At 35.4% G+C, this 21,361-nt stretch carries 22 protein-coding genes and 1 other RNA gene; 7 read left to right on the top strand and 16 right to left on the bottom strand.

The window, feature by feature from the left end; translation table 11 throughout:
- Nucleotides 1–775: 775 nt before the first annotated feature.
- The gene (locus ACEN2H_RS04720; RefSeq protein ID WP_441730895.1) at nt 776–1,621 is read right to left on the bottom strand and encodes an EamA family transporter; all 846 of its coding nucleotides are present in this window, start codon (nt 1,619–1,621) and stop codon (nt 776–778) included.
- Nucleotides 1,622–1,837: 216 nt separating this feature from the next.
- On the opposite strand from ACEN2H_RS04720, the gene ACEN2H_RS04715 reads away from it, so the two are divergent.
- Nucleotides 1,838–2,308, top strand: a complete 471-nt coding sequence (locus ACEN2H_RS04715) for an OsmC family protein (RefSeq protein ID WP_441730894.1) — start codon at nt 1,838–1,840, stop codon at nt 2,306–2,308.
- 46 nt (nt 2,309–2,354) lie between these two features.
- Here ACEN2H_RS04715 and ssrA read toward each other — a convergent pair.
- Nucleotides 2,355–2,751, bottom strand: a transfer-messenger RNA (tmRNA) gene (ssrA, locus tag ACEN2H_RS04710).
- A gap of 95 nt (nt 2,752–2,846) precedes the next feature.
- The gene (locus ACEN2H_RS04705; RefSeq protein ID WP_441730892.1) at nt 2,847–4,043 is read right to left on the bottom strand and encodes a serine hydrolase domain-containing protein; all 1,197 of its coding nucleotides are present in this window, start codon (nt 4,041–4,043) and stop codon (nt 2,847–2,849) included.
- 241 nt (nt 4,044–4,284) lie between these two features.
- Between ACEN2H_RS04705 and ACEN2H_RS04700 the strand changes: the two genes are divergently transcribed.
- Nucleotides 4,285–5,490, top strand: coding sequence for an NAD(P)-dependent oxidoreductase (locus ACEN2H_RS04700; protein WP_441730890.1), 1,206 nt, complete (start codon nt 4,285–4,287; stop codon nt 5,488–5,490).
- Nucleotides 5,491–5,636: 146 nt separating this feature from the next.
- Here the strand turns inward: ACEN2H_RS04700 and ACEN2H_RS04695 are convergent, their stop codons facing one another.
- From ACEN2H_RS04695 to ACEN2H_RS04675, 5 genes are all read right to left on the bottom strand, one after another.
- Nucleotides 5,637–6,656: a M28 family peptidase gene (locus ACEN2H_RS04695; RefSeq protein WP_441730888.1), complete on the bottom strand. Its 1,020-nt coding sequence runs from the start codon at nt 6,654–6,656 to the stop codon at nt 5,637–5,639.
- Nucleotides 6,657–7,193: 537 nt separating this feature from the next.
- Nucleotides 7,194–7,388: a hypothetical protein gene (locus tag ACEN2H_RS04690; RefSeq protein WP_441730887.1), complete on the bottom strand. Its 195-nt coding sequence runs from the start codon at nt 7,386–7,388 to the stop codon at nt 7,194–7,196.
- A gap of 32 nt (nt 7,389–7,420) precedes the next feature.
- A complete protein-coding gene (locus tag ACEN2H_RS04685; protein ID WP_441730885.1) occupies nt 7,421–7,717 on the bottom strand; it encodes a DUF3667 domain-containing protein in 297 nt (98 codons plus the stop codon).
- A gap of 31 nt (nt 7,718–7,748) precedes the next feature.
- Nucleotides 7,749–8,522, bottom strand: coding sequence for a dienelactone hydrolase family protein (locus tag ACEN2H_RS04680; RefSeq protein WP_441730883.1), 774 nt, complete (start codon nt 8,520–8,522; stop codon nt 7,749–7,751).
- A 110-nt stretch (nt 8,523–8,632) separates the two neighbouring features.
- Entirely contained in the window at nt 8,633–9,085 is a 453-nt protein-coding gene (locus ACEN2H_RS04675; RefSeq protein WP_441730881.1) for an Lrp/AsnC family transcriptional regulator, read from the bottom strand.
- A 223-nt stretch (nt 9,086–9,308) separates the two neighbouring features.
- On the opposite strand from ACEN2H_RS04675, the gene rocD reads away from it, so the two are divergent.
- The 3 genes from rocD (at nt 9,309) to ACEN2H_RS04660 (ending at nt 13,093) form a co-directional block, all read left to right on the top strand.
- Nucleotides 9,309–10,592 (top strand): ornithine--oxo-acid transaminase, encoded by a 1,284-nt coding sequence (rocD, locus tag ACEN2H_RS04670; RefSeq protein ID WP_441730879.1) that lies wholly within the window; start codon nt 9,309–9,311, stop codon nt 10,590–10,592.
- Between the two features lie 11 nt (nt 10,593–10,603).
- Entirely contained in the window at nt 10,604–11,566 is a 963-nt protein-coding gene (locus ACEN2H_RS04665; protein WP_441730877.1) for an arginase, read from the top strand.
- Nucleotides 11,567–11,788: 222 nt separating this feature from the next.
- On the top strand, nt 11,789–13,093 hold the full coding sequence (locus ACEN2H_RS04660) for a M28 family metallopeptidase (RefSeq protein ID WP_441730875.1): 1,305 nt from the start codon (nt 11,789–11,791) through the stop codon (nt 13,091–13,093).
- Nucleotides 13,094–13,713: 620 nt separating this feature from the next.
- Here the strand turns inward: ACEN2H_RS04660 and ACEN2H_RS04655 are convergent.
- The 7 genes from ACEN2H_RS04655 to ACEN2H_RS04625 all read right to left on the bottom strand — a co-directional run bounded on the left by ACEN2H_RS04655 (nt 13,714) and on the right by ACEN2H_RS04625 (nt 18,591).
- Nucleotides 13,714–14,349: an HAD family hydrolase gene (locus ACEN2H_RS04655; RefSeq protein ID WP_441730873.1), complete on the bottom strand. Its 636-nt coding sequence runs from the start codon at nt 14,347–14,349 to the stop codon at nt 13,714–13,716.
- Between the two features lie 79 nt (nt 14,350–14,428).
- Nucleotides 14,429–15,076: an HAD family hydrolase gene (locus ACEN2H_RS04650; RefSeq protein ID WP_441730871.1), complete on the bottom strand. Its 648-nt coding sequence runs from the start codon at nt 15,074–15,076 to the stop codon at nt 14,429–14,431.
- 190 nt (nt 15,077–15,266) lie between these two features.
- Nucleotides 15,267–15,854 carry a DUF4202 domain-containing protein gene (locus ACEN2H_RS04645; RefSeq protein WP_441730870.1) on the bottom strand — a complete coding sequence of 196 codons (588 nt, stop codon included), beginning with the start codon at nt 15,852–15,854 and terminating at the stop codon, nt 15,267–15,269.
- A 191-nt stretch (nt 15,855–16,045) separates the two neighbouring features.
- Nucleotides 16,046–17,116, bottom strand: a complete 1,071-nt coding sequence (gene arsB, locus ACEN2H_RS04640; protein WP_441730868.1) for an ACR3 family arsenite efflux transporter — start codon at nt 17,114–17,116, stop codon at nt 16,046–16,048.
- Nucleotides 17,117–17,118: 2 nt separating this feature from the next.
- Nucleotides 17,119–17,751, bottom strand: coding sequence for an arsenate-mycothiol transferase ArsC (locus ACEN2H_RS04635; protein WP_441730866.1), 633 nt, complete (start codon nt 17,749–17,751; stop codon nt 17,119–17,121).
- Nucleotides 17,752–17,769: 18 nt separating this feature from the next.
- Nucleotides 17,770–18,240, bottom strand: a complete 471-nt coding sequence (locus ACEN2H_RS04630; protein WP_441730864.1) for a DUF6428 family protein — start codon at nt 18,238–18,240, stop codon at nt 17,770–17,772.
- An 18-nt stretch (nt 18,241–18,258) separates the two neighbouring features.
- Nucleotides 18,259–18,591, bottom strand: coding sequence for an ArsR/SmtB family transcription factor (locus tag ACEN2H_RS04625; RefSeq protein WP_441730862.1), 333 nt, complete (start codon nt 18,589–18,591; stop codon nt 18,259–18,261).
- A gap of 405 nt (nt 18,592–18,996) precedes the next feature.
- Between ACEN2H_RS04625 and ACEN2H_RS04620 the strand changes: the two genes are divergently transcribed.
- Together ACEN2H_RS04620 and ACEN2H_RS04615 are read left to right on the top strand one after the other, a co-directional pair.
- Nucleotides 18,997–19,353 carry a hypothetical protein gene (locus ACEN2H_RS04620; RefSeq protein WP_441730860.1) on the top strand — a complete coding sequence of 119 codons (357 nt, stop codon included), beginning with the start codon at nt 18,997–18,999 and terminating at the stop codon, nt 19,351–19,353.
- Between the two features lie 114 nt (nt 19,354–19,467).
- Nucleotides 19,468–20,034 (top strand): DNA polymerase ligase N-terminal domain-containing protein, encoded by a 567-nt coding sequence (locus ACEN2H_RS04615; RefSeq protein ID WP_441730858.1) that lies wholly within the window; start codon nt 19,468–19,470, stop codon nt 20,032–20,034.
- 106 nt (nt 20,035–20,140) lie between these two features.
- On the opposite strand, the gene ACEN2H_RS04610 is transcribed toward ACEN2H_RS04615, so the two are convergent.
- A complete protein-coding gene (locus ACEN2H_RS04610) occupies nt 20,141–21,340 on the bottom strand; it encodes an ammonium transporter (RefSeq protein ID WP_441730856.1) in 1,200 nt (399 codons plus the stop codon).
- Nucleotides 21,341–21,361: the final 21 nt, after the last annotated feature.

Below are 21,361 nucleotides of genomic sequence, written 5' to 3'. Positions count from 1 at the left end.
TTTCACAATCTAAATAAATATTAAAAATCTAATTATCAATATGTTATACCTGTGAAATTAATAAAAAAAAATGATGGCATATCCACAATGTTAAAAAAATTGAAGTCATTTTTGAAACTAGTTTTGTCGCCATATTTTTATTTTGTAGAAGTAATATAACTGGATAACATTAAGTGTGAATAAGAAATGTACTTGGACAGGGATATCTTTGTTCCTGCTAATGAAATTTAAGACTAATAGATATTTAATATAAAGAGGCTGATTACAATAAATAGAAAAGCGAATATGTTACAGACGATGAGTTAACCCGGACTTAAGGCATAAGTCATTTTAGTTTTTGGAGAGCTGTGGCATAAATACCTTTTAATTAATATAAACTACGAGTAATAATAGGGACGTAGTTATATTAGTTATTTTTTTATTTACATAACTTCCTTATATTAAATAAATTGCTTAATTTGGACATGCAAAACACGAGACAGTAAGACAGTCAAAGTATAATAATTTTTGATCATCTTAAAATTACTAAATTATCAAAGACAAACTCAAAATAACTAAGCAAACCATTTACGAAAGACTTCATCGGGAACCATACTATAGCCATCCAAAATTGAAGTTCATTCCCAATATTATTGTCAACCTAATTAGTTTTGCCATTTCTTTTACAGTGGTAGCCGGTTTGTTATTTCTAGTACTGCGTTATTTGATAAATAAATTTTACCATTTAAGATAAAACTGTTTTGTTTTAACCGTGATTTTACTGAAATTGAGGTGCTTATGCTTTAGATGTCATTGTTGATCCAGCCGAAGCAATTACTACGCAGATAACGGCTAAAACTTCATTAATAGAAAGCAGCTCATGTAGAAATATAAGTGCGCAAATAGAAGTTGCTGCCGGTTCTAAACTCATTAGAATGCTGAAAGTCTTTGCTGGAAGTTGTCCAAGAGCTTTCATTTCCAATGTAAAAGGAATCGCGCTTGATAACAGAGCAAGAGAAGTGCCTAGATAAAAAAATGTTGGAGTGAGATCATTGAGTCCTTTTCCGAGAATACCGAAAGGAATAATTAATATAGAAGCAAAGAGCATTCCTGTCGCCACAGCATCTCCACCTTTCATTATTTTTGATGTTTTTCCTCCCAATACAATGTAGGCAGCCCAAAAGCCACCGGCCAAAAGGGCAAAGAGCATTCCTAAAATATCTATTCCGTTATTTGTCCAAGGAGCAATCAAGACAATACCTGCCGCTGCAAGAAGAATCCATAAAAAATCTATAAGGCGTTTTGAGCCCCAAACAGCTACTAATAAAGGGCCTACAAATTCGAGGGTAACGGCTAATCCAATTGGAATTCTCTCTATTGCAAGATAAAAAATCAAATTCATTGCACCCAATGATAAGCCATATGGAATGACAAACTTCCATTGATTAGCAGTAATTTTAAATAAGTTGGGTCTGTAAATAGCTAAAAGAATAATAGCCGATATACCAATTCGCAAGGAGGCGGTTCCAGCTGCGCCGATAGCTGGGAATAGGCCTTTTGCTATAGCAGCTCCCGATTGTACGCTTATTATCGCTAATATTACGGCAGGTACTGGCGGAATATTAAATAGTTTCTTTTGCATTCAATTAGTTAGATATTGATCTGTAAAACTACAAAAATTAGCATTGACAGTAAATAATAACTTCAATATTTAAAAACAATAAGTAAGACGGTTCTAAGGCTTAATTATTACTTTATGAGAATACCATACTTAACTACTTTGAAGTTGCAGCTGAATCTCTAAAATGAAATTAATCCTTGTTGCTATTTTTAATTACTTTTGAAATAAAAAACTACAATGGGGATCAAACATTTATTTAAAGCACAATTAAATTGGTTTGTAAAGCAAAAAGAAACCACTTCAAATTCTGCTGTTTATAGCAAAAGTCACACGATAGCTATTGAAAGCAAAGCGATTTTAAGTGTTTCTGCAGCTAAAGCTTTCAAAGGGGATCCAGAATTATATAATCCAGAAGATTTATTACTGAGCAGTGTAGTTTCCTGCCACATGATGTCTTATTTATATGTTTGTGCACAAAATGGAATCGAGGTCGTTTCCTATACTGACAAAGCTGAGGCAACGCTTGAAGTTTCTGAAGACGGTAGCGGGCGTTTTACTGAAGTGCGCCTTTATCCAAAAGTAACTATCAAGCAAGCTGAAAAAATGCCTGAGGCCTTAAGCTTACATAAGAAAGCAAATGAACTTTGTTTTATTGCGAATTCTTGTAATTTCCCAATTGTACATGATCCAAGATGCGAAATCAGATAAATTTCTAAAAAAAAAAGCCTTGTAAACGTTTTGTTTACAAGGCTTTTTGTGGAGTCGCCGAGAATCGAACTCGGGTCCAAACAAGCAACTAAAAGGCTTTCTACACGTTTATTTCCTGATTGAATTTTCGATAATGAGCCAGGCCAGAAACAGCCACTCAATACTTATCTTCTTTATTTCGAAGTCCACCCGAAGCTTATGGAAATCTAGGTTTAAATTTACGATTCACCTTTATCGACCGCTATAAACCAAAGCTTTCGAGGTAAATCCTGCTTTCCTATCTGATAGGAACGAGGCTAATCTTACTATGATTCAGATTATGCAGCAAGAGCGTAGTTTCCTTCGCCGTGTATGTGTTTTGGAACCTTTTATTAACGAGAATTGTACCAGTTCTCCACGTGCTTACTTTTCAATTCGACTTGCTGTCAAAACCAGTCGACCCCTTTTATTATTACTCAAGTTATTAATTTGAGTTTGCAAAGGTATTCTTTTTTAGCAGAAGTAGCCTTATTTGTATTGTTAATATTAGTAGCAAAAATCATTCCTCATTTTCTTCATCATCCAAATGGAACGGATAATCACCAAATAAAGCTGCCAAATTTTTCACTCTATAGGTTCTACGGTCAAACCTATTAGACAAAGCAATTATGGTTACTTTCTCTTCTGGCAAAGTAATATAAGCTGCAGTGTTTCCATGCCACCAACCATTATGGAAATAAAAGTTCTTTCCCGAAGACCAGTTTATCATTCGGATTCCAAGACCATAATTTTTTATGCCCCTGCGTTCATTGCTATAGCCGATGTAGGCTAGCTTTAGTAGCTTAGGGTCAAGGAAATTGGGTGAGTTACGGCCATCGTCAAACTTCAATAAATCCCTAGGTGTCGAATAGATGTTTTTGTCTCCATATATAGCATCCAAATAATCCATATTGATTAGCGAAAAATTTCCTCTGTACGAAGCTGTTGCGGTTTTCTTGTCTTTCTCATAATCAAAGACATAGGTGTTTTTCATTCCCAATGGTTTGAAAATTATTTTTTCCATAGCGTCCTTGTAAGTCATGCCACTTATTTTTTCTATAACTAGTGCCAACATGGCATAATTGGTATTGCAATAACCAAATCGCGTATCAGTTTTGAATTCTAGCGAAATATCCTTAGTGGCCAAAATCGTCAGTACATCCTGATTCGTTAAAATTTTATGTCTGTCCCAAATACCTTTGTTTTCTGTAAAATAGGCATAATTACGCATCCCTGTTCTATGGCTTAATAATGTTTTGATAGTTATATCGGGGTATGGAAACTCTTTTAAAATGGTATTTACTTTTTGCTCCAAATTCAATTTTTTGGCGCTTACTAATTTTAGTATTGCGGTGGCCGTCATTACTTTACTCACTGACGCAATGTGAAGTGCCGTAGTACTTGTTATTAGTGATTTCGATTTATAGTTGGCATAGCCTTCATATTTTTCGAAAATAACTTGTCCGTTTTGTGCCACCAGAAATCCGCCGTTGGGACCTTTTCCGGACCAGTTGTGATTGTAAAAATAGTCTATTGACTTTTTATTATCTTGTATGTATTTTTCGGTCAGTTTTGGCCCGGATTTTATTAAAAGTGCTTGATCACTGGTTTTCTTTTCGGGGGTAACGGTTTCCTTATTATTCTTTTGTTTACAAGAACCCAAAACCAGTAACAGCAGGAGTATTTGTAGTATATTTGCTTTTTTTATGAAAATCATTTTTGTTGTGCTAGATTGACAAATATATAGAATCAATCTGTTTAGTAAAGCTTTTTTTTTAACCTTAACAGTATTTTAGTAAAGAGGTAAATTTAGATTTTTCTATCATTTTGGGCATCAGCTTTTAAGGTGCAGGACTTTAATTTTTTCATGAAACGAAATTTAATTCAGTTTGTATTGTTATATTTGTAACAATACAAACAATTATAGTTATAATAAATACAAAAGTAGTAGTAGAGATATGAAATTCGGAGTTTTAAAAGAAAGAAAGAGTCCACCGGACAGAAGAGTAGTTTTTTCGCCCAATGCGGTAGTTCAGTTGCAGGAGCTTTATCCTGATGCTGATGTAATAGTTGAAAGTTCTGATATCCGAATTTTTACAGACGATCAATATCGTAATTTAGGGATTGAAGTTGCTGAGGATCTGAGCGATTGCGATGTTTTATTTGGTGTGAAAGAAGTTCCTGTGGAAAACTTAATACCCAATAAATCCTATTTCTTTTTTTCGCATACGATAAAAAAACAGCCATATAACAGAATTTTATTGCAAGCTATTCTTGGTAAAAAAATCAATTTGTATGATCACGAAACAATAGTCAACGCGGAAGGTAGACGATTAATCGGTTTTGGAAGGTACGCAGGTATTGTTGGTGCATATAATACCATTCGCGCATTCGGAACTAAATTTGAACTATTTAGATTGCCAAAAGCAGAAACGCTTTCGGGAAGAGAAGAATTGATAAAGCACTTGAAACGTGTTGTTTTTCCTCCAATTAAAATTGTAGTTACAGGAACCGGTAAAGTGGGACATGGAATAAAGGAGATTTTAGATGCCATTAAAATTACTGAAGTGACCGTTGATAATTTCCTTAGCAAAAAATATGCTCAAGCTGTTTACACCCAGATTGGCGTATTGGAATATAATAAAAGGATAGATGGGAGAGTATTAGATTGCAACGATTTTTATCTAAACCCCAGTGAATACGTTTCTGACTTTGAACGCTTTACAAAAGTGTCTGATATTGTTATTACAGGTCATTATCATGCGAATGAGGCGCCAATAATACTAAGTAAAGAGATGCTTAAGTCTAAAGACTGCAAAATTAAAGTCGTTGGTGATATATCGTGTGATATTGAAGGTCCTATCGGCTGTACGCTAAGAGCGTCTACGATTGCGAATCCTTTTTACGGTTATTCTCCCCAAGAAGATAAAGAGGTCGATGTGTTTCATCCTGCCGCAGTTGTGGTTATGGCAGTTGATAATTTGCCTTGTGAATTGCCTAAAGATGCCAGTGAAGGTTTTGGAACGATGTTTATCCAGCACGTTATTCCTGCATTTTTTAATGGCGATAAAGAAGGCCTACTGGAAAGAGCCCAAATGACTAGAGACGGTAGATTGACTGAAAAATTTAGTTATTTACAAGACTACGTGGACGGAAAAGAATAGTGTTTATAAAAAGAATTCTCAAACCAAAAACGATACATAAAACCGCCCTGTACTTTGGTTTCACAAAATAAAAAAAAAGCTTTGAATCCCAATTCAAAGCTTTTTTTTTTATTGTTTTGATGCTGTATCTGCACTTAATAAAGCTGCTATTCTTTATCTACTACTGGTCTATTTTCTCTATTGGCTAATTCCCAAGCGATAGTGAAGGCCAGTTGTGCCCTTTTTGCCAAAGCATCGAATTCTATTTTGTCAGGAGTATCACTTTTTTGATGGTAATCTGCATGGACCCCATTAAAAAGGAAGACGGAGGGAACTCCATTCTTTGCGAAATTATAATGATCGGAGCGCTCATAAAAATGATTAGGATCTATAGGGTCGTTGTATTTGAAGTCTAGATTCATCTGCATGTATTTATCATTTGCAGCCAAACAGATGTTATTTAAATCAGTCGATAAACGATCAGCACCAATTAAATAAACATAGTTGTTGGAGTCCGGATGGAATGTATCACGACGTCCTATCATATCAATATTAATATCTGTGATGGTATTTGCTAACGGGAATATTGGGTTTTCTGAGTAATAACGGGAGCCGTGTAAACCGTGCTCTTCTCCAGTAACGTGTAGGAAAAGGATGGACCGTTTAGGCCCATGGCCTTCTTTTCTAGCTATTTCAAACGCTTCGGCAATTTCCAGTAATGCAACTGTTCCTGATCCATCATCATCGGCACCATTATATACATCTCCATTTTTTACACCTACGTGGTCATAATGTGCGGAAACTACCAGCACTTCTTTCGGTTTTTCAGAGCCTTCAATAAACGCCCAGATGTTTTCAGAATCGGATAAGCCGTCATCACGTTTTGCGTTTAAATAGGATGCAGGAATGGGTTGGTAAAAGCTAGTGGCGTCTTTTGGAAAAGGGATGCCATTTTTCACATATTGGTCGATCAAGTAAACTCCTGCTCTTTTTTGGCCGGCAGAACCTGTTTCGCGTCCTTCCATGTCATCTGAAGCGACAATATAGAGATGCGTTTTTAATTCATCGGCGGTTATGGTCTCCATGTATTTTGTGGCATCAGAATTGTCTTGGGAAACGGCTTCTTTTGTAGAAGCGCAACTGATGCAAATTGTCAGCAGCAGGCTTAACGAAATTATTTTTTTCATTATTATTTAGTGAATATTTATAAAAGTGTAAAAAGCAAAAAGTAAAAGTAATAAAATTATAACAATGAAATTTATAAAAAAAAGAATGAGAGTTTTTACGAAAGAAACCAGTCTCGATTCGCCATAAAAACGATGATGAGCTGGAAAAAAATAATAAAGCATCCAGCCAAAGCCTCCAAAATAAATTAATCCTTTTACGAAACTTAAACTATTAGACTTTTCAAAAAACAAAAAGATTTTATCGGTAAGAAATAGGATTAGAATAAGAAGTAGGAGGAACGAAAAATAATGAAGTGTAAATATACCATGATCAAAATAGTACCATTTTTTTTTGTTATGAAAAACCCATAGAAATAAAGCAAAAAGGGGAAGATAAATAAATAACATTTTTGGAAAATCATGAAGAAAAGAGACTCTAAATTTTGCTATGATTTCCTCTATCGTATTATTCTCAATAACTGTCAGTGCCTTTTTAGTAATCAAATATTGAAAACTGCTGTACTTGTCTTCTGCTTTACCAAATTCTTGAATAGAGTCTTATTCGCGCGCCGTTAAAATTCCAGATTTATCCTTGTGTTCTGACTGTTTGTTCAGTTCAATAGATTTATTCATCGTTGACTGTATGGAGTCTAGATTATCTTTTGCTAGAGACTGCGAAAGGATAAGTTCATTTATCTTTATTTGTTTTACACTACTTTCCGTTTCGCTTGTTTGTTTTGGTTTGAAATCCAAGAACTCTAGTTTTTGATCTGGAAAGAGACCAATCAAAAAAAAGTAATGAAACTGATGAAGACATAAAGGCGTATGGGGGCTAAATAGGATAGCCTTTTACCGGAAAGATATGCTTTTGTAAGGCTAGCCGGTTTGAGAAGCAGGTTCTTAATGGTCTTCCAAAAAGCATTCTCGTAATGGGTTAGATCCTCAAAGAAATGGATAAAAAGCTGATGGAAAGACTTTCTGGTGTCTATGTTCTCCTGTCCGCAGTTTGAGCAAAATCTGTTTTCTACAACATATCTGCAATTTAAACAAGTCTTATCTTTTCTTAGAGGATTTTTACTCATAATAAAGAAATTTGGTATCGATGGAACCTAACTAATTCTTTAGAACTTCATTCAGGAAAAGTTTTAGATGATCAAATGAGCGTTTTGCTGCTTTTTCGTTGTAAGCTGCCCCTTTAGAGTTATCATTTCCATATTCAGGATTGGTAAATCCGTGTACAGCATTAGAATAGTAAATCATTTGCCAATCGGCTTTTGTGTCGCGCATTTCTTGTTGAAAAGCGGTAATTTCTTCTTTTGACTCGTAAGGGTCGTCAGCACCATGACATACTAAAACAGGAACTGTAATAGGCTCAATGGCTCTGGCTGCGTCTCTGGCTAAACCACCATGAAACGAAACTACTCCTTGTAGGTTTAGATGTCCACGTGCGGCTTCAAGCGCACCCGTACCACCAAAGCAATACCCAATAACTACAATATTATCTGGATTAGCACCAGCCTTAATCAATTGTTCCAAGGCTAATGAAATTCTTGTTTGATATTCCTTGTAGTTGGTTTTATAATAACTGGATTTTTGTCCTGCTTCCGCATTATCTTTCGGGTAATTCCCCTCTCCATAAATATCTGCTATGAAGGAGTAATACCCCAAATTAGCCAAATCTCCTGCAATATCTTTGGATGCTTTGTCAATTCCATGCCATGCAGGAAGAATCAAAATCCCCGGTTTTTGTGCGCTTTTCTTTTTTGGCGTAATTTCAAAACCATTTAAAACCTGACTTCCGTCTTTGTAAACCACTGCTTTCAACTGTGCAAAAGCCCCGCTTGAATAGACTAATAGGCCCAAAACAAAGTATTTTATACTTTTCATAATGTTATGTTTTTTGCTGTCAAATATCCGAAATTAAATATAAAATCATTAGTAGTAGTACTAATTTACGTTTTTTTTAGGAACTGTTTAGCATCAAAACATAGTATTAATTAAAGACTTATGTTTCTTTTGAAGGCGCAACCCAATTCAATCATGGAATCTGTTTTTGCAATTCCTTGAATGACATCAATTTTTTCATAAAGGAGTTTTCGCATGTGCTCATGGTCTTTGGCGATCATTTTTATGTACAATGTAAAAGAACCTGTTATAAAATAGCATTCAGTTACTTCAGGAATTTTTTTTAATTCTTCTATTACCCTGCTAGAATCCTCGTCTTTATTTAATGTAATTCCTGTAAATGCTCCCCAGTCATAACCAATTTTCTTTTCGTTGATAATAGGTTTTATTCCAGTTATGACTCCTTGCTCCATCAGCCTATTAATTCGCTGATGAACCATAGTGTTTGATATTTTTAAAGTTGTGGCAATCGCTGAATAAGCCATACGTCCATCCTTTTCCAATTCTTTGATTATGTTGATGTCGAACTCATCTAGTGTCTCCATGAAGTTTCTTTTAAATTTAAAATGCCTATTTTTAAGATTATAAAAGTAATTATAATATCTCATTTAATCAGCCTTTATTGTTTAAAAATGACTTTTTTAATACCTAAAATACGTTTATTTTTACTTTTTAGTAATATTTAAAGTCAAAAATCACCATATTAATTGTTAAATTAAAAAATATGTGTATTTTTGTATTCTAGCATTTTAAAAACATAAAAATATCATGGAACAAAAACAGCAAATTCTCTGGTCAAAAGCAGAATCGTTAATCGAAAAAGAAAATAAATATGGGGCCCATAATTATCATCCATTACCGGTTGTTCTTGAAAAAGGAGAAGGCGTTTTTGTTTGGGATGTAGATGGTAAAAAATATTATGATTTCCTATCAGCTTATTCAGCCGTTAATCAAGGGCATTGTCACCCACGTATTGTAGGGGCAATGGTAAAACAAGCGCAGACTTTGACATTAACTTCTCGTGCTTTTCACAACGACCAGTTGGGTGTTTTTGAAGAGTATGTAACTAAATATTTTAGTTTTGATAAAGTATTGCCAATGAATACGGGAGCCGAAGCAGTTGAAACAGCTTTGAAGCTATGTAGAAAATGGGCGTACGAAGTAAAGGGGATTCCTGAAAACCAAGCGCAAATTATCGTTTGTGAGAATAATTTCCATGGTAGAACGACAACTATAATTTCGTTTTCAAACGACGAAGGAGCTCGCAAGAACTTTGGTCCTTTCACCGCTGGATTTATCAAAATTCCTTATGACGATACTGAAGCATTAGAAAAAGTTTTAAAATCAACTCCTAATATTGCAGGTTTCTTAGTAGAGCCTATTCAAGGAGAAGCCGGAGTTTATGTTCCTACCGAGGGATATTTGGCGAAAGCCAAAGCACTTTGTGCAGCGCACAACGTATTGTTTATTGCAGATGAAGTTCAAACAGGGATTGCACGTACAGGTAGGCTATTAGCTACTTGTGGAAACTGTTCTTGTCAAAATGGATGTGAAAATAAACCAGAAGTGAAACCTGATATTCTTATTTTAGGGAAAGCAATTTCTGGAGGTGTTTATCCAGTTTCAGCTGTATTGGCTAACAATGAAATCATGAACGTCATCAAACCAGGTCAACACGGTTCTACTTTTGGAGGGAATCCCGTTGCCGCTGCAGTTGCTGTTGCTGCACTTGAAGTAGTTCGCGATGAAAATTTATCAGTAAATGCAGAACGTTTAGGAATTGTTCTAAGAAAAGGACTGAATGATATCGCTTCAAGAAATCCACTAATCAGTTTAGTAAGAGGGAAAGGCTTATTGAACGCAATCGTAATCGATTGTGATGAGGAATCTGATTTAGCGTGGGAAATATGTTTAAAATTTAGAGACTACGGCTTGTTAGCAAAACCAACACATGGAAATAAAATACGTTTTGCTCCACCATTAGTTATTACCGAAGCTCAAATCCAAGACTGTCTTGCGATTATTGAAAAAGCATTAAATGATTTCAAATAAGACCAATTGTTATGGAACGACTTATAAAATTAATTAAAAATCGATCCGATATCGGAGCAGGAACCAGAGGTTCTGATATGGGAGTTGACGCGATCGAAATTGCGGCCATCAATCAAAACAGTGATTATTTTAATCAATTTCAATATGAAGATGTAAAGACACATAACGAATCGGTCTACAATAAAAACAGAAACACTTTTGCAAAAAGAGTCGAGAACGTATTAGAGCAATGCACTCGGGTCTCCTATGCGGTAAAGCGCAATTTAGAAGGAGATTATTTTCCTATAGTTTTGTCAGGGGATCACTCTTCAGCCTTAGGAACGATTAGCGGAATCAAATCGGTATACCCTACAAAGACATTGGGAGTAATCTGGATTGATGCGCATGCTGATTTGCATTCGCCTTATACCTCACCTTCTGGAAATATTCACGGTATGCCATTGGCGGCAGCGCTTGCAGAGGATAATTTAGATTGCAAAATCAATGATATTACTCCTGAAACGGTGCAGCATTGGGAGGATATGAAAAACATTGGTTGTCCCGGTGCTAAAATACAGCCAGAAAATCTAATTTACTTTGGGGTTCGTGATGCCGAAGAACCTGAATTAGACCAAATGAAAAAATTAGGTATCCGCAATTACAAGGTTGACGAGGTTCGTTATCGAGGACTTCAAACTTGTGTTTCTGAAGCTCTAGCTAAACTATCTAATTGCGATATGATTTATATCTCTTTCGATGTAGATTCCATGGACTGTGATATGATTTCTTACGGAACGGGAACACCAGTACCTAAAGGATTTGACCAGTACGAGGTGATCGAAATCATCAACCAAACCATCAAGTCTAGAAAGGTGGTTTGTTTTGAAGTGGTGGAAGTGAATCCGCTGTTAGATACCAAAGGAAACAAGATGGCCGAAACCGCTTTTCAGGTTTTGGAACAAATTACATCTACTATTATTTTACCTATAGAATAATCTTTTCTATTGAAATATAAGAGCCTAAAGTCTAGCAATAGATTTTGGGCCTTTTTTTTATAGTTTAAAAAAAACATACATTTACCGTAACAGATCTTGAAGACTACACTCTTACTATAGAAACTATGTTTTTTTTAGTGAAATGCTTTTTAATAATAGCTATGTTTGTAAGTGATTAAAAGTAAGAAAATAAATTAGTGAGTTTTTATTAAAATTATGGATATGAAAAGAATTGTATTAAGCGGTCTTGTCCTTTGTTCCGGTTTTATGGCGCAGGCGCAGTCCATCGATAAAATCATCAGCATCAATAAAGTAACCGAGATTGAAACAGTACTTTCAGCCGATGACATGCAAGGACGTAGAGCCTTTACTCCGGGAATTGATAAAGCATCAGAATATATTGAGTCGCAATTCAAGAAAATAGGTCTGCAAAACTTTACTGGGGCTAAGGATTACAAGCAGGAATTTGCTATGACGGAGTCCAAAAGAACAGGTCTTGAAGTACAAATTGACGGGAAAACAATTGATGAAGCTTCGATGATTTTGTTTTCATACCAACCACAACTGTCTTTTACCGAGAACAGTCCTATGGCGGTGGTTAATATCAGTGCTGGCGATTCTTTTGGTCCAAAGTTTTATGAATATTACCAAAGCGATAAAAACCTTCTGGTTCTTGTGGATGATTCGTTCAGGAAAGTGATTCCAAATATTAAACACATGACTCAAATGTCAGCTAACCCGGGGAAAAATACCGTGGTGTTTGTTTTTGGACCAGCCGAAGCGACTCACTTCTCTATTGAGGCTACAAATACTATCGCTGTAAAAAAACTAAATAATGTAGTTGGGGTTTTGAAAGGGAAAAGTAAACCCAATGAATATGTTGTGTTTTCAGGGCATTACGATCATTTAGGGGTAGGTTCTCCAGCAGAAGGGGAGCAGCATGACGCGACTGATTCTATTTATAATGGCGCTAATGATGATGCTGCTGGGACAACTGCTGTAATAATGCTTGCGGAGTATTTCAAAAAGATGAATAACAATGAGCGTTCCATCATTTTTGCTGCTTTTGTTGCAGAGGAATTAGGTGGTTACGGTTCTAAATATTTTTCGAAACAAGTCGATCCTGAGCTAGTTGTGGCGATGTTTAACCTGGAAATGATAGGAACCGAATCGAAATGGGGTAAAAACTCGGCTTATATTACCGGATTTGAGAAATCAGATATGGGAGAGATTCTGCAGAAAAACTTAGAAGGGTCTGTATTTAAATTCTATCCAGATCCGTATCCAGAACAACAATTGTTCTATCGTTCTGATAATGCTACTTTGGCAAGATTGGGCGTGCCTGCACATACGATATCTACATCTAAAATGGATAATGAACCCAATTACCACAAGGCAAGTGATGAAATAGGGACATTGGACATGAATAACATGGCCGAAATCATTAAAGCGATCGCAATTAGTTCGTCTACAATCGTTAGCGGAAAAGATACGCCAACTAGAGTGGATACTAGTAAACTGAAATAGGAAAAAACGGGAATAGAGAGACCAATTACTAGTCCACCTCACTCTGTTTTGTCTTAATTAAGTGAAATAGCTCGTTTCAAGATAGATGGAAAATCATCTTGCTTGGTGGTTTAAAAAGAAATAGAAAGGGTACTGTTTTTACTATTATGTAAAAGTAGTACCCTTTTTTATTGGTTTAAATGGTCGTTAACTAAAGCAGTTCGACTTTTACGTTGTGTTTTTTGGAACTCACGATAGACTCTAAAGATCCAAAAGAAGCGATGCTTCAGTGTTTTTCTCTTTTTTTTATAAAGATATTTACTTCAAAGTATTTTAAAAACAACGGGCTTGTATTAGGTTATAAATAATTAGTCTTTATACGACTGTATTTTACCATTTCCATTTTGAGGAAGCGTTGTGAAATAAGAGGAATTACAATTATTGACGTTTCCTGCGTGAATCTTTTCTGACTCTAACTGAATACCAACAATCATTGAGCTGCTTCCTCCTATAATTAATGCTGGCTTCCATGTTGACTAATTTGCTCACTTCAAGCGATAGTAAGAAATTCACCGTATCCAATGAATTTTATTGTAATGGGACACAAATAGTTTAATTATAAAAAACTAGTAAAATAAATTTTATTCTAACAGTTTTGCTAATTTTGTCATAGTATCGAAGATAGGGATATCGAGTTGTTCTAAATGCGTTTGATTTCCTTTATTAGCAAAACCAAAAACGGCAAAACCTCCAGATAATGCGGCTTGAACTCCCACGGCACTGTCTTCAATAACAACACAGTCTTGCACCTCAAAACCCATCGTTTTCGCCGCATGTAGATAAAGATCAGGATCTGGTTTCCAGCTTTTGATATCGTAAGCGCTAAAAATAGCTCCTTCAAAATGATTAATTAATTTCGTGGTGGTTAGGTTAAGTCGTATTTTATCAGCGGGACCATTAGAGGCGACACAGAAAGGGATTTTAAGTTGATTTAATAAATCATGGATTCCTTCAATTGGTTTTAAATCGGATTTAAATGCTTCAAAAGATCGTATTCTGAATTCTTGTTCAAAATTTCCGGGTAGTTTTTTATCGCTTTGACTTTCGATATGATTGAAACAAAATTCTAAAGATTTTCCTAAAAACAATCGGTAAGTATTTTCTTTTTCAAGTACAACTCCAAAAGAAGCTGCCATTAAAACAAGTGTTTTAATAGAGATTTTTTCACTATCTACTAGTACGCCATCACAGTCAAAAATAATGCATTTGTATTTCATTTTGGGGGGATTTAGAGTAATTTTCTAGAATTGTAAAAAAAAGATTTTAAAATGCTTTCCATTTTTTGATTCGTTTTTATTATAAAAGGGTAATCAGATCTAGCGGATTGTTCAGAATGTATTTTGCTCCTTCAGCTATCAATGTTTCTTTGGGTCTATATCCCCATGAAACGCCTACTGGATACATGGCCGCATTAGTTGCGGTTTGCATATCAATATCGCTATCGCCTACAAAAATAATCTCTTGAGGAGATACTCCTAAGTCTTTGCTTATTTGTAATACTGTGAACGGATTTGGTTTTTTGTGCTCTTCTGTAGTTAAGCCTATTATCGGGGCAAAATAATCAGGAAAAATTGCTTGTACCATTATTTTAGTCAATTCGTCTGATTTGTTAGACAAGATACTTAATTTAAGTTTGCGAGAAACTAAGGTGTCAAGCAGTGTTACAATACCATCATAAGGTTTTGTTTTTAGTATACAATTATTGCGATAGACTACCATCATAGCATCAAAACAACGCGCAATTTCACGTTCTTCATTGCGTTCTTTTGGCAGTGCTTTAGCAACTAAATTTCTTAGGCCACTTCCTATAAAATTATTATAGGTTTCATAATTATGAGTTGCGTAATTATTAGCTTGAAGGACACTATTCATAGAGTCAGCAATGTCTTCAAGGGAGTTGACTAAGGTTCCATCTAAGTCGAAAATAACAGCTTTAAATTTCATTATAGGATTTTTATAGTATTCTAAAAAGGGTGGCTTTTAGTTTCTAGTTAAAAAAGTTGGGGTCGTAAAGATACTTAATTTGGATTCAGTGAAACTTTAGCAATAGTTACTTCAGCCAAAAGATGCATTTGCTTTAATCTTTTAAAATTAATGTTTTCGGAAGAGAGTTTGTTTTCATATTGAAATCTTATTACAATCCAATAGCTTCTTTAATCAATTCAAGATTTGTGTCAGAGTATTTTATTTTTAAAGCTTCTTGATGTCCTTTTTTAGACATTTTAGTCCAAGTTTGATGTATGATATTTTTCATTTTTTCTCGGTCGTATTTCTGAACGAAAGGATCCAAATAAAATTCCATAAATACCAAACAAATGACGTCTTCTAGTAGCTGTGTTTCTCCGTCTTTTTTAAGTAGTTTTTTTTCTATTAAAAAAGTTACTCTGGCAATGAAATCAGCAGTATAGCCTACTTTTTCTAAAATTTCAGCCGTAGTTTTAGAGTGAAATTTTTTCAAATATTCACGCCATTTTAAATATCCCAAACGGTTCATCGGATAGCTTTCTCGAGCTATTTTCCATCGGCAGATGTGTTGGGCTTTGGAGGCAATTTGAACAGCTTCGGAAGCATCTGGATGAAATTCCATTAGTTTCTCATACATTCTATTTGAATATAATAATTCTTTAGGATAGCTTTTAGTTTGGTATATTTCGCTGTTTGGATCTTGTGCGTTTTCGGCATCGATTAATTCGCTAGCGTTATAAAAAGTTTTGTTTGTCATGGGTGAAGTATATCTTCAAAGATACATGTTTATTCTAAAAAGGATATTGTTTTAAGGGCTAGAGCCGCTGAGTCTGATTCAAAAAGAAAAAAACAGACCGTAAATTTGCAAGTTAAATATGTAGTTGATACTACTTAATTTGCGAATTTACGGTCTTAGCTTTTTAAGCTACTTTACGTACCTTATTAAAACTAGGTTGTAGAGGGATAGTATTTTTTTCTGAACCAAAAGGCGACATTCACCAAGGCTATTAAGGCGGGGACTTCAACTAGTGGCCCGATAACTCCGGCGAACGCTTGTCCGCTATTTATCCCGAAAACACCAATAGCAACTGCGATCGCTAATTCAAAATTGTTTCCCGTGGCCGTAAAGGCAATGGCGGTACTCTTGGAATAATCGGCTCCAAAATATTTCCCTGTAAAAAAGCTAATGACAAACATGATTGTAAAGTAAATTACGAGAGGAATTGCAATACGAACGACATCCATCGGGATTTGTACTATTAGTTCGCCTTTTAGACTAAACATTAGCACAATGGTAAATAACAAAGCGATCAGGGTAATTGGAGAAATAAACGGTACGTACTTATTTTGGAACCAATCTTCTCCCTTTAAACTAATAAGAGCGTATCGGCTGATGATTCCTAATGCAAAAGGAAGACCTAAATAGATACCAACACTTTCCGCAATTTGACCTATACTAATGTTTACTTCAAAACCTGTATAGCCAAAGTAGGGTGGAAGTACGGTGATGAAAATGTAAGCATAAACACTATAAAGCAATACTTGAAAAACACTATTTAAGGCGATCAGTCCTGCCGCATATTCTCTATCTCCATCGGCAAGATCGTTCCAAACGACCACCATGGCTATACAACGGGCAAGCCCGATAAGAATGACTCCTACCATGTATTCAGGATAACCGTTTAAGAAAAATAAAGCCAGGAAGAACATAAGTATAGGTCCTATAACCCAATTCAGAAAAAGTGATGCTCCAAGTACTTTTGTGTTCTTAAATACTTTTCCCATTTGCTCATATTTTACTTTGGCAAGTGGGGGATACATCATTAATATTAATCCGATAGCTAGCGGAATATTTGTAGTTCCGCTTGAAAAGGAGTTGATGAAATTTCCACTGGACGGGATAAAGTTTCCAATTGCAATCCCCAATCCCATGGCAAGAAAAATCCAAAGCGTTAAATAACTATCTAAAAAACCTAATTTTTTTCTTTCTGCTGCTGGAGCACAATTATTTGCCGACATATTTATTTTTTAATTTGTGAGAATACGTAAAAGAGTTCAGTTGCAATTTGCATGCTGCGCTCATGATATTTTTCTGCCTGTTGGGGAGTATTGTCAAAAGCCTTAGGATCTTCAAAGGTGATGGCAATCCTTTTTTCGGCACCAGCGATAAATGGACAACCGCCATCCGCTTGGGAGCAAGTCAAAATTGCTGCAAATTCAGCTTGGGGATTAAAGTCGTCATCATAGGTTTTAGAAAAGCCAATAACTGGATGTTCGTTATCCGTATATTTTATACTGTAAACAGGATTATTTCCTTCAGAAAGAGTTTTTACTTTAAATCCAGATTTGGCCAATGTTTGAGCAGCCATGGGGAACAAAGCAGTGGCTTCGGTACCGCCTGAGTAGCAAAACACATTGCTGATATTAAAATAGGATGCGGCAGTTTGTGCCCAGACCTGAGACAAATGGCTTCTTCTTGAGTTGTGTGTGCAGATGAAGTTGAGTCTTATTTCTTCTTGGTTACTTGCTTTAATTTGGATATAATCGATAAGCGGCTGTAAAACAGCCTTACGTTCTTGCGCAATATTTTCTGGATGAAAGGATAGTACTTCCCTTTCGATTGTCGGGAAAATTTGTGTTTTTGATGGCATCATTATAATAGTAAATTTATATTAACAACAACCTCCGCCTGGGGTGCAGCTGTTGTTTTGACTTGATATTTCGGTTAATTTTACTTTTTGTTTTTCTTGCGGAATACCGCATTGATCCTCTGCTAGACAAGCTGTAAGTTTGTTTAGCAAAGTAAAATCTTTTCCATTAAAACCTAAATCGTATTTACCGATGGTTTCTGCTTGGTACTCTACTTCTATTTCAAAATCTTCTATACCTAATATTTTTTCAGACAATTCAATAATATCCAAGAGTTTTTTTGGTTTCAAACGGTGCTCAAAATCATTGGCATCCCATAACTGGAAATTTACTACCGTTTCTTTTCTTTGTTTACCACCGCAGTCGATAAAGTTTTTAGTGATCAAGCCCACTTCGGTAACATGAAAGTGTTCTGGTACATACGTGCCATTTGGTAATATAAAAGCAACATTCTCTAATGTGCTCAGCTGTTTTTTAATTTCTGATAGTTTCATGATTGGTAGTTTTAACAATTAGCAACATTGATTATTTTTGTTTTCTAAATAAGAATCGATATTTTCGAAAAAGCCTTTAAGTTTCTTGAAGCCTTCTTCATTCAAGCAATAACAAATAGCATTTCCTTCCAAGTTCCCTTTTATGATTCCTGCATTTTTTAATTCTTTCAAATGTTGGGAAACAGTAGCCTGAGCAAGAGGAAGAACGTGAACAATATCACCACATACACAACTGTTCACCTTAATGAGGTGCTGTATTATGGCAATTCTTGCTGGATGTCCTATGGCTTTTATCAAGACGGTTAATTCGTTTTGTTCTTCCGTAAAATATTCTGTCTTAGTAATTCCCATCGGTATATATTTATATTGCAATATTACGATAAAAATATTTGCAAAGAAACTATCGAGTACTTTTTTTTGGAAGACTTGCGCTTATTAGCCTATGGTCTATTAGAATCGTCTTTTTTTCTAATGCGCTCATGATTTTCCGTATTTAAGTTATCACTACTCAATTACCTTAAAGTTAATCATTTATCAGTTTGGATTATTAGAAGGCGCTATTTTTTTTTAATGCTGGGGTATTTTAAGACAGGAAGAAGGGCTAAGGTATTATTGCATGTCTTAAAAAGGTATAAATCATAAACGAACTCGCTAAAGAGAAGAATTATAGAGCTTTTTACTATCTATTATTTTTCGTTTTTGCATCGAAATCATTAACTTAGTGTTTTACCTATTAATAATTTAAAACCTAAAAAAATGAAAAAGAAAGATGTTAAAGAAGATAGCGTAGCTGACAATAAAGTTTTAAAAGATAAAAATGTAGTACCGGATTCTTTATCGTATCCACCAAGTGAAGACATTTACAGCAAGTTGCACAAGGAGGGAGAAATCAATCCAGCTGATATTAGCAAAAAAAAGATTCCCCTTGAAGTCAACAACCTTAGTAAATTGAATGAAAAAGACTTTGAAGAGGATATGGCTGGTGGGGATTTGGACATTCCAGGTTCTGAGTTAGATGATGCGATGGAAGGTCTAGGTAGTGAAGACGAGGAAAATAACCATTACAGCATAGGAGGTGATAACCACAATAATTTAGAGGAGGATAACGGTTAAAATTAAAAATCGTTTTAAGTTTTCGATAATCTTATTAAAATTCTACAGTGCAAATACAATTATAAGTAATAGTAGTAGCTCTTACTTAAATCAGTTACGATAATCTTAATTGTTATGTCATTGAATAAATATTCAGAGAAGCGTAATTTTAGTTCCACCAATGAGCCAAAAGCTGAAATTGGGAGTCTCAAAAATGAATTAATTTTTGTTGTTCAAAAACATGCGGCATCTCATTTACATTACGATTTTCGTCTGGAAATGGAAGGAGTTCTAAAAAGCTGGGCTATTCCCAAAGGGCCGTCAATGAATCCAGCTGACAAGAGACTAGCCATTATGGTGGAAGATCATCCCTATTCTTACAAAGACTTTGAAGGCATTATTCCTGAGGGGAATTATGGTGCAGGAAAAGTGATTGTTTGGGATTACGGAGCCTATACTCTAGCAGAGAACCCTGAAAAGGTAGAGAACAGATTCAATGAAGGTTTAATCAAGGGACATCTTAATTTTGTTCTAAAAGGTAATAAGTTGAAAGGTGAATTCAGCTTAGTTAAATTGAAAGGAAAACAGGAAAATGCATGGCTGTTGATTAAAAAAAATGACGAATTTGCAGAAAAAAATGATATTCTGCGGCAAGATAAATCTGTGATTTCAAATCAAAAACTAGAAGATCTTTTTGGCTAAAAATTAGTAAAATTAGTGCTGCCCATAAAAACTAAAACCTGCAACAAATACGATGTTACAGGTTTTAGTTTTTTAAAAATTACTTAAGTTTTAAACTTGGATATAATTAGGCGTTGTACACATTTGTACCGTGCTCATGAATATCTAAACCGTCTATCTCTTCTTCTTTGGTGACTCTCAATCCCATTGTTTTCTTTAAGATAAACAAAACGATAAAAGAAGTTGCCATTGCCCAAGCTCCAATAGCAATAACACCAATTGCTTGAACACCCAGTTGTTCGAAACCACCTCCGTAAAGTAAACCGCCATCAGTTGCGAAAACACCAACTAATAAAGTTCCTAAAGCGCCACATACTCCATGTACAGAAACTGCTCCAACTGGATCATCGACTCTTAATTTTTTATCAATAAACTCAATAGCGAAAACCACTACAGCACCACAAATAAGTCCAATGAAAGCTGCTCCAACTGGGCTAACTGCAGCACAACCAGCCGTTACGCCAACTAATCCTGCTAACACTCCATTTAAAGTCATTGAAATGTCTGGTTTGCCATATATAGACCAAGTAACGAACATGGCGGCCAAAGCCCCAGTTGCTGCTGCGATATTTGTTGTTATAATGATACCTGCAACAGCAGTGGCGTTATCCCCTGAGATTGCTAGTTGAGAACCGGCATTAAATCCGAACCAACCTAGCCACAGGATGAAAACACCTAGTGATCCTAAAACTAAGTTGTGGCCAGGAATCGCATTTGACTTTCCATCAGTGTATTTACCGATTCTAGGTCCTACCATAGTAGCCGCTACCAATGCAGCCCATCCCCCTACAGAGTGTACAACTGTTGATCCAGCAAAGTCGATAAATCCTAAATTAGTTAACCAACCTTCGCCTTGCCAAACCCAATGCCCAGAAATAGGGTATATAAAAACCGTCATCATTAAAGAGAAGATAAGGTATGTTGAGAATTTTGTTCTTTCTGCGATTGCACCTGATACAATTGTCGCTGCTGTTGCTGCAAATACAGTTTGGAAAAATAAACTGTGCATGTCTGCGACGCTATCAAAAAACAGGCTTGGATTTCCTATAAAAGATCCAATAGAATCTCCGTACATAATAGTGTATCCGATAGCCCAAAATCCGACCGTACCGATGCAAAAGTCCATCAAGTTTTTCATTATTATATTTCCAGCGTTTTTTGATCTTGCAAAACCAGTTTCCACAAGTGTGAACCCAGCTTGCATAAAAAACACTAAAATTCCGCAGATTACTACCCACATTAAGTCTAATACAGCATTCGTATCCATAATATATTTTTTTTATTTATT

Source organism: Flavobacterium sp. W22_SRS_FP1, from assembly GCF_052113685.1.
Lineage (GTDB): Bacteria > Bacteroidota > Bacteroidia > Flavobacteriales > Flavobacteriaceae > Flavobacterium.
Note: the sequence above shows the minus strand (reverse complement) of the source record. Positions and strands in the feature narration are given on the sequence as shown.

Bases quoted from the DNA above. Each gene is read 5' to 3' on its own strand.
- ACEN2H_RS04720 (WP_441730895.1), bottom strand. From the start codon at position 1,621: ATGCAAAAGAAACTATTTAATATTCCGCCAGTACCTGCCGTAATATTA.
- ACEN2H_RS04715 (WP_441730894.1), top strand. From the start codon at position 1,838: ATGGGGATCAAACATTTATTTAAAGCACAATTAAATTGGTTTGTAAAG.
- ACEN2H_RS04705 (WP_441730892.1), bottom strand. From the start codon at position 4,043: ATGATTTTCATAAAAAAAGCAAATATACTACAAATACTCCTGCTGTTA.
- ACEN2H_RS04700 (WP_441730890.1), top strand. From the start codon at position 4,285: ATGAAATTCGGAGTTTTAAAAGAAAGAAAGAGTCCACCGGACAGAAGA.
- ACEN2H_RS04695 (WP_441730888.1), bottom strand. From the start codon at position 6,656: ATGAAAAAAATAATTTCGTTAAGCCTGCTGCTGACAATTTGCATCAGT.
- ACEN2H_RS04685 (WP_441730885.1), bottom strand. From the start codon at position 7,717: ATGAGTAAAAATCCTCTAAGAAAAGATAAGACTTGTTTAAATTGCAGA.
- ACEN2H_RS04680 (WP_441730883.1), bottom strand. From the start codon at position 8,522: ATGAAAAGTATAAAATACTTTGTTTTGGGCCTATTAGTCTATTCAAGC.
- ACEN2H_RS04675 (WP_441730881.1), bottom strand. From the start codon at position 9,085: ATGGAGACACTAGATGAGTTCGACATCAACATAATCAAAGAATTGGAA.
- rocD (WP_441730879.1), top strand. From the start codon at position 9,309: ATGGAACAAAAACAGCAAATTCTCTGGTCAAAAGCAGAATCGTTAATC.
- ACEN2H_RS04665 (WP_441730877.1), top strand. From the start codon at position 10,604: ATGGAACGACTTATAAAATTAATTAAAAATCGATCCGATATCGGAGCA.
- ACEN2H_RS04660 (WP_441730875.1), top strand. From the start codon at position 11,789: ATGAAAAGAATTGTATTAAGCGGTCTTGTCCTTTGTTCCGGTTTTATG.
- ACEN2H_RS04655 (WP_441730873.1), bottom strand. From the start codon at position 14,349: ATGAAATACAAATGCATTATTTTTGACTGTGATGGCGTACTAGTAGAT.
- ACEN2H_RS04650 (WP_441730871.1), bottom strand. From the start codon at position 15,076: ATGAAATTTAAAGCTGTTATTTTCGACTTAGATGGAACCTTAGTCAAC.
- ACEN2H_RS04645 (WP_441730870.1), bottom strand. From the start codon at position 15,854: ATGACAAACAAAACTTTTTATAACGCTAGCGAATTAATCGATGCCGAA.
- arsB (WP_441730868.1), bottom strand. From the start codon at position 17,116: ATGTCGGCAAATAATTGTGCTCCAGCAGCAGAAAGAAAAAAATTAGGT.
- ACEN2H_RS04635 (WP_441730866.1), bottom strand. From the start codon at position 17,751: ATGATGCCATCAAAAACACAAATTTTCCCGACAATCGAAAGGGAAGTA.
- ACEN2H_RS04630 (WP_441730864.1), bottom strand. From the start codon at position 18,240: ATGAAACTATCAGAAATTAAAAAACAGCTGAGCACATTAGAGAATGTT.
- ACEN2H_RS04625 (WP_441730862.1), bottom strand. From the start codon at position 18,591: ATGGGAATTACTAAGACAGAATATTTTACGGAAGAACAAAACGAATTA.
- ACEN2H_RS04620 (WP_441730860.1), top strand. From the start codon at position 18,997: ATGAAAAAGAAAGATGTTAAAGAAGATAGCGTAGCTGACAATAAAGTT.
- ACEN2H_RS04615 (WP_441730858.1), top strand. From the start codon at position 19,468: ATGTCATTGAATAAATATTCAGAGAAGCGTAATTTTAGTTCCACCAAT.
- ACEN2H_RS04610 (WP_441730856.1), bottom strand. From the start codon at position 21,340: ATGGATACGAATGCTGTATTAGACTTAATGTGGGTAGTAATCTGCGGA.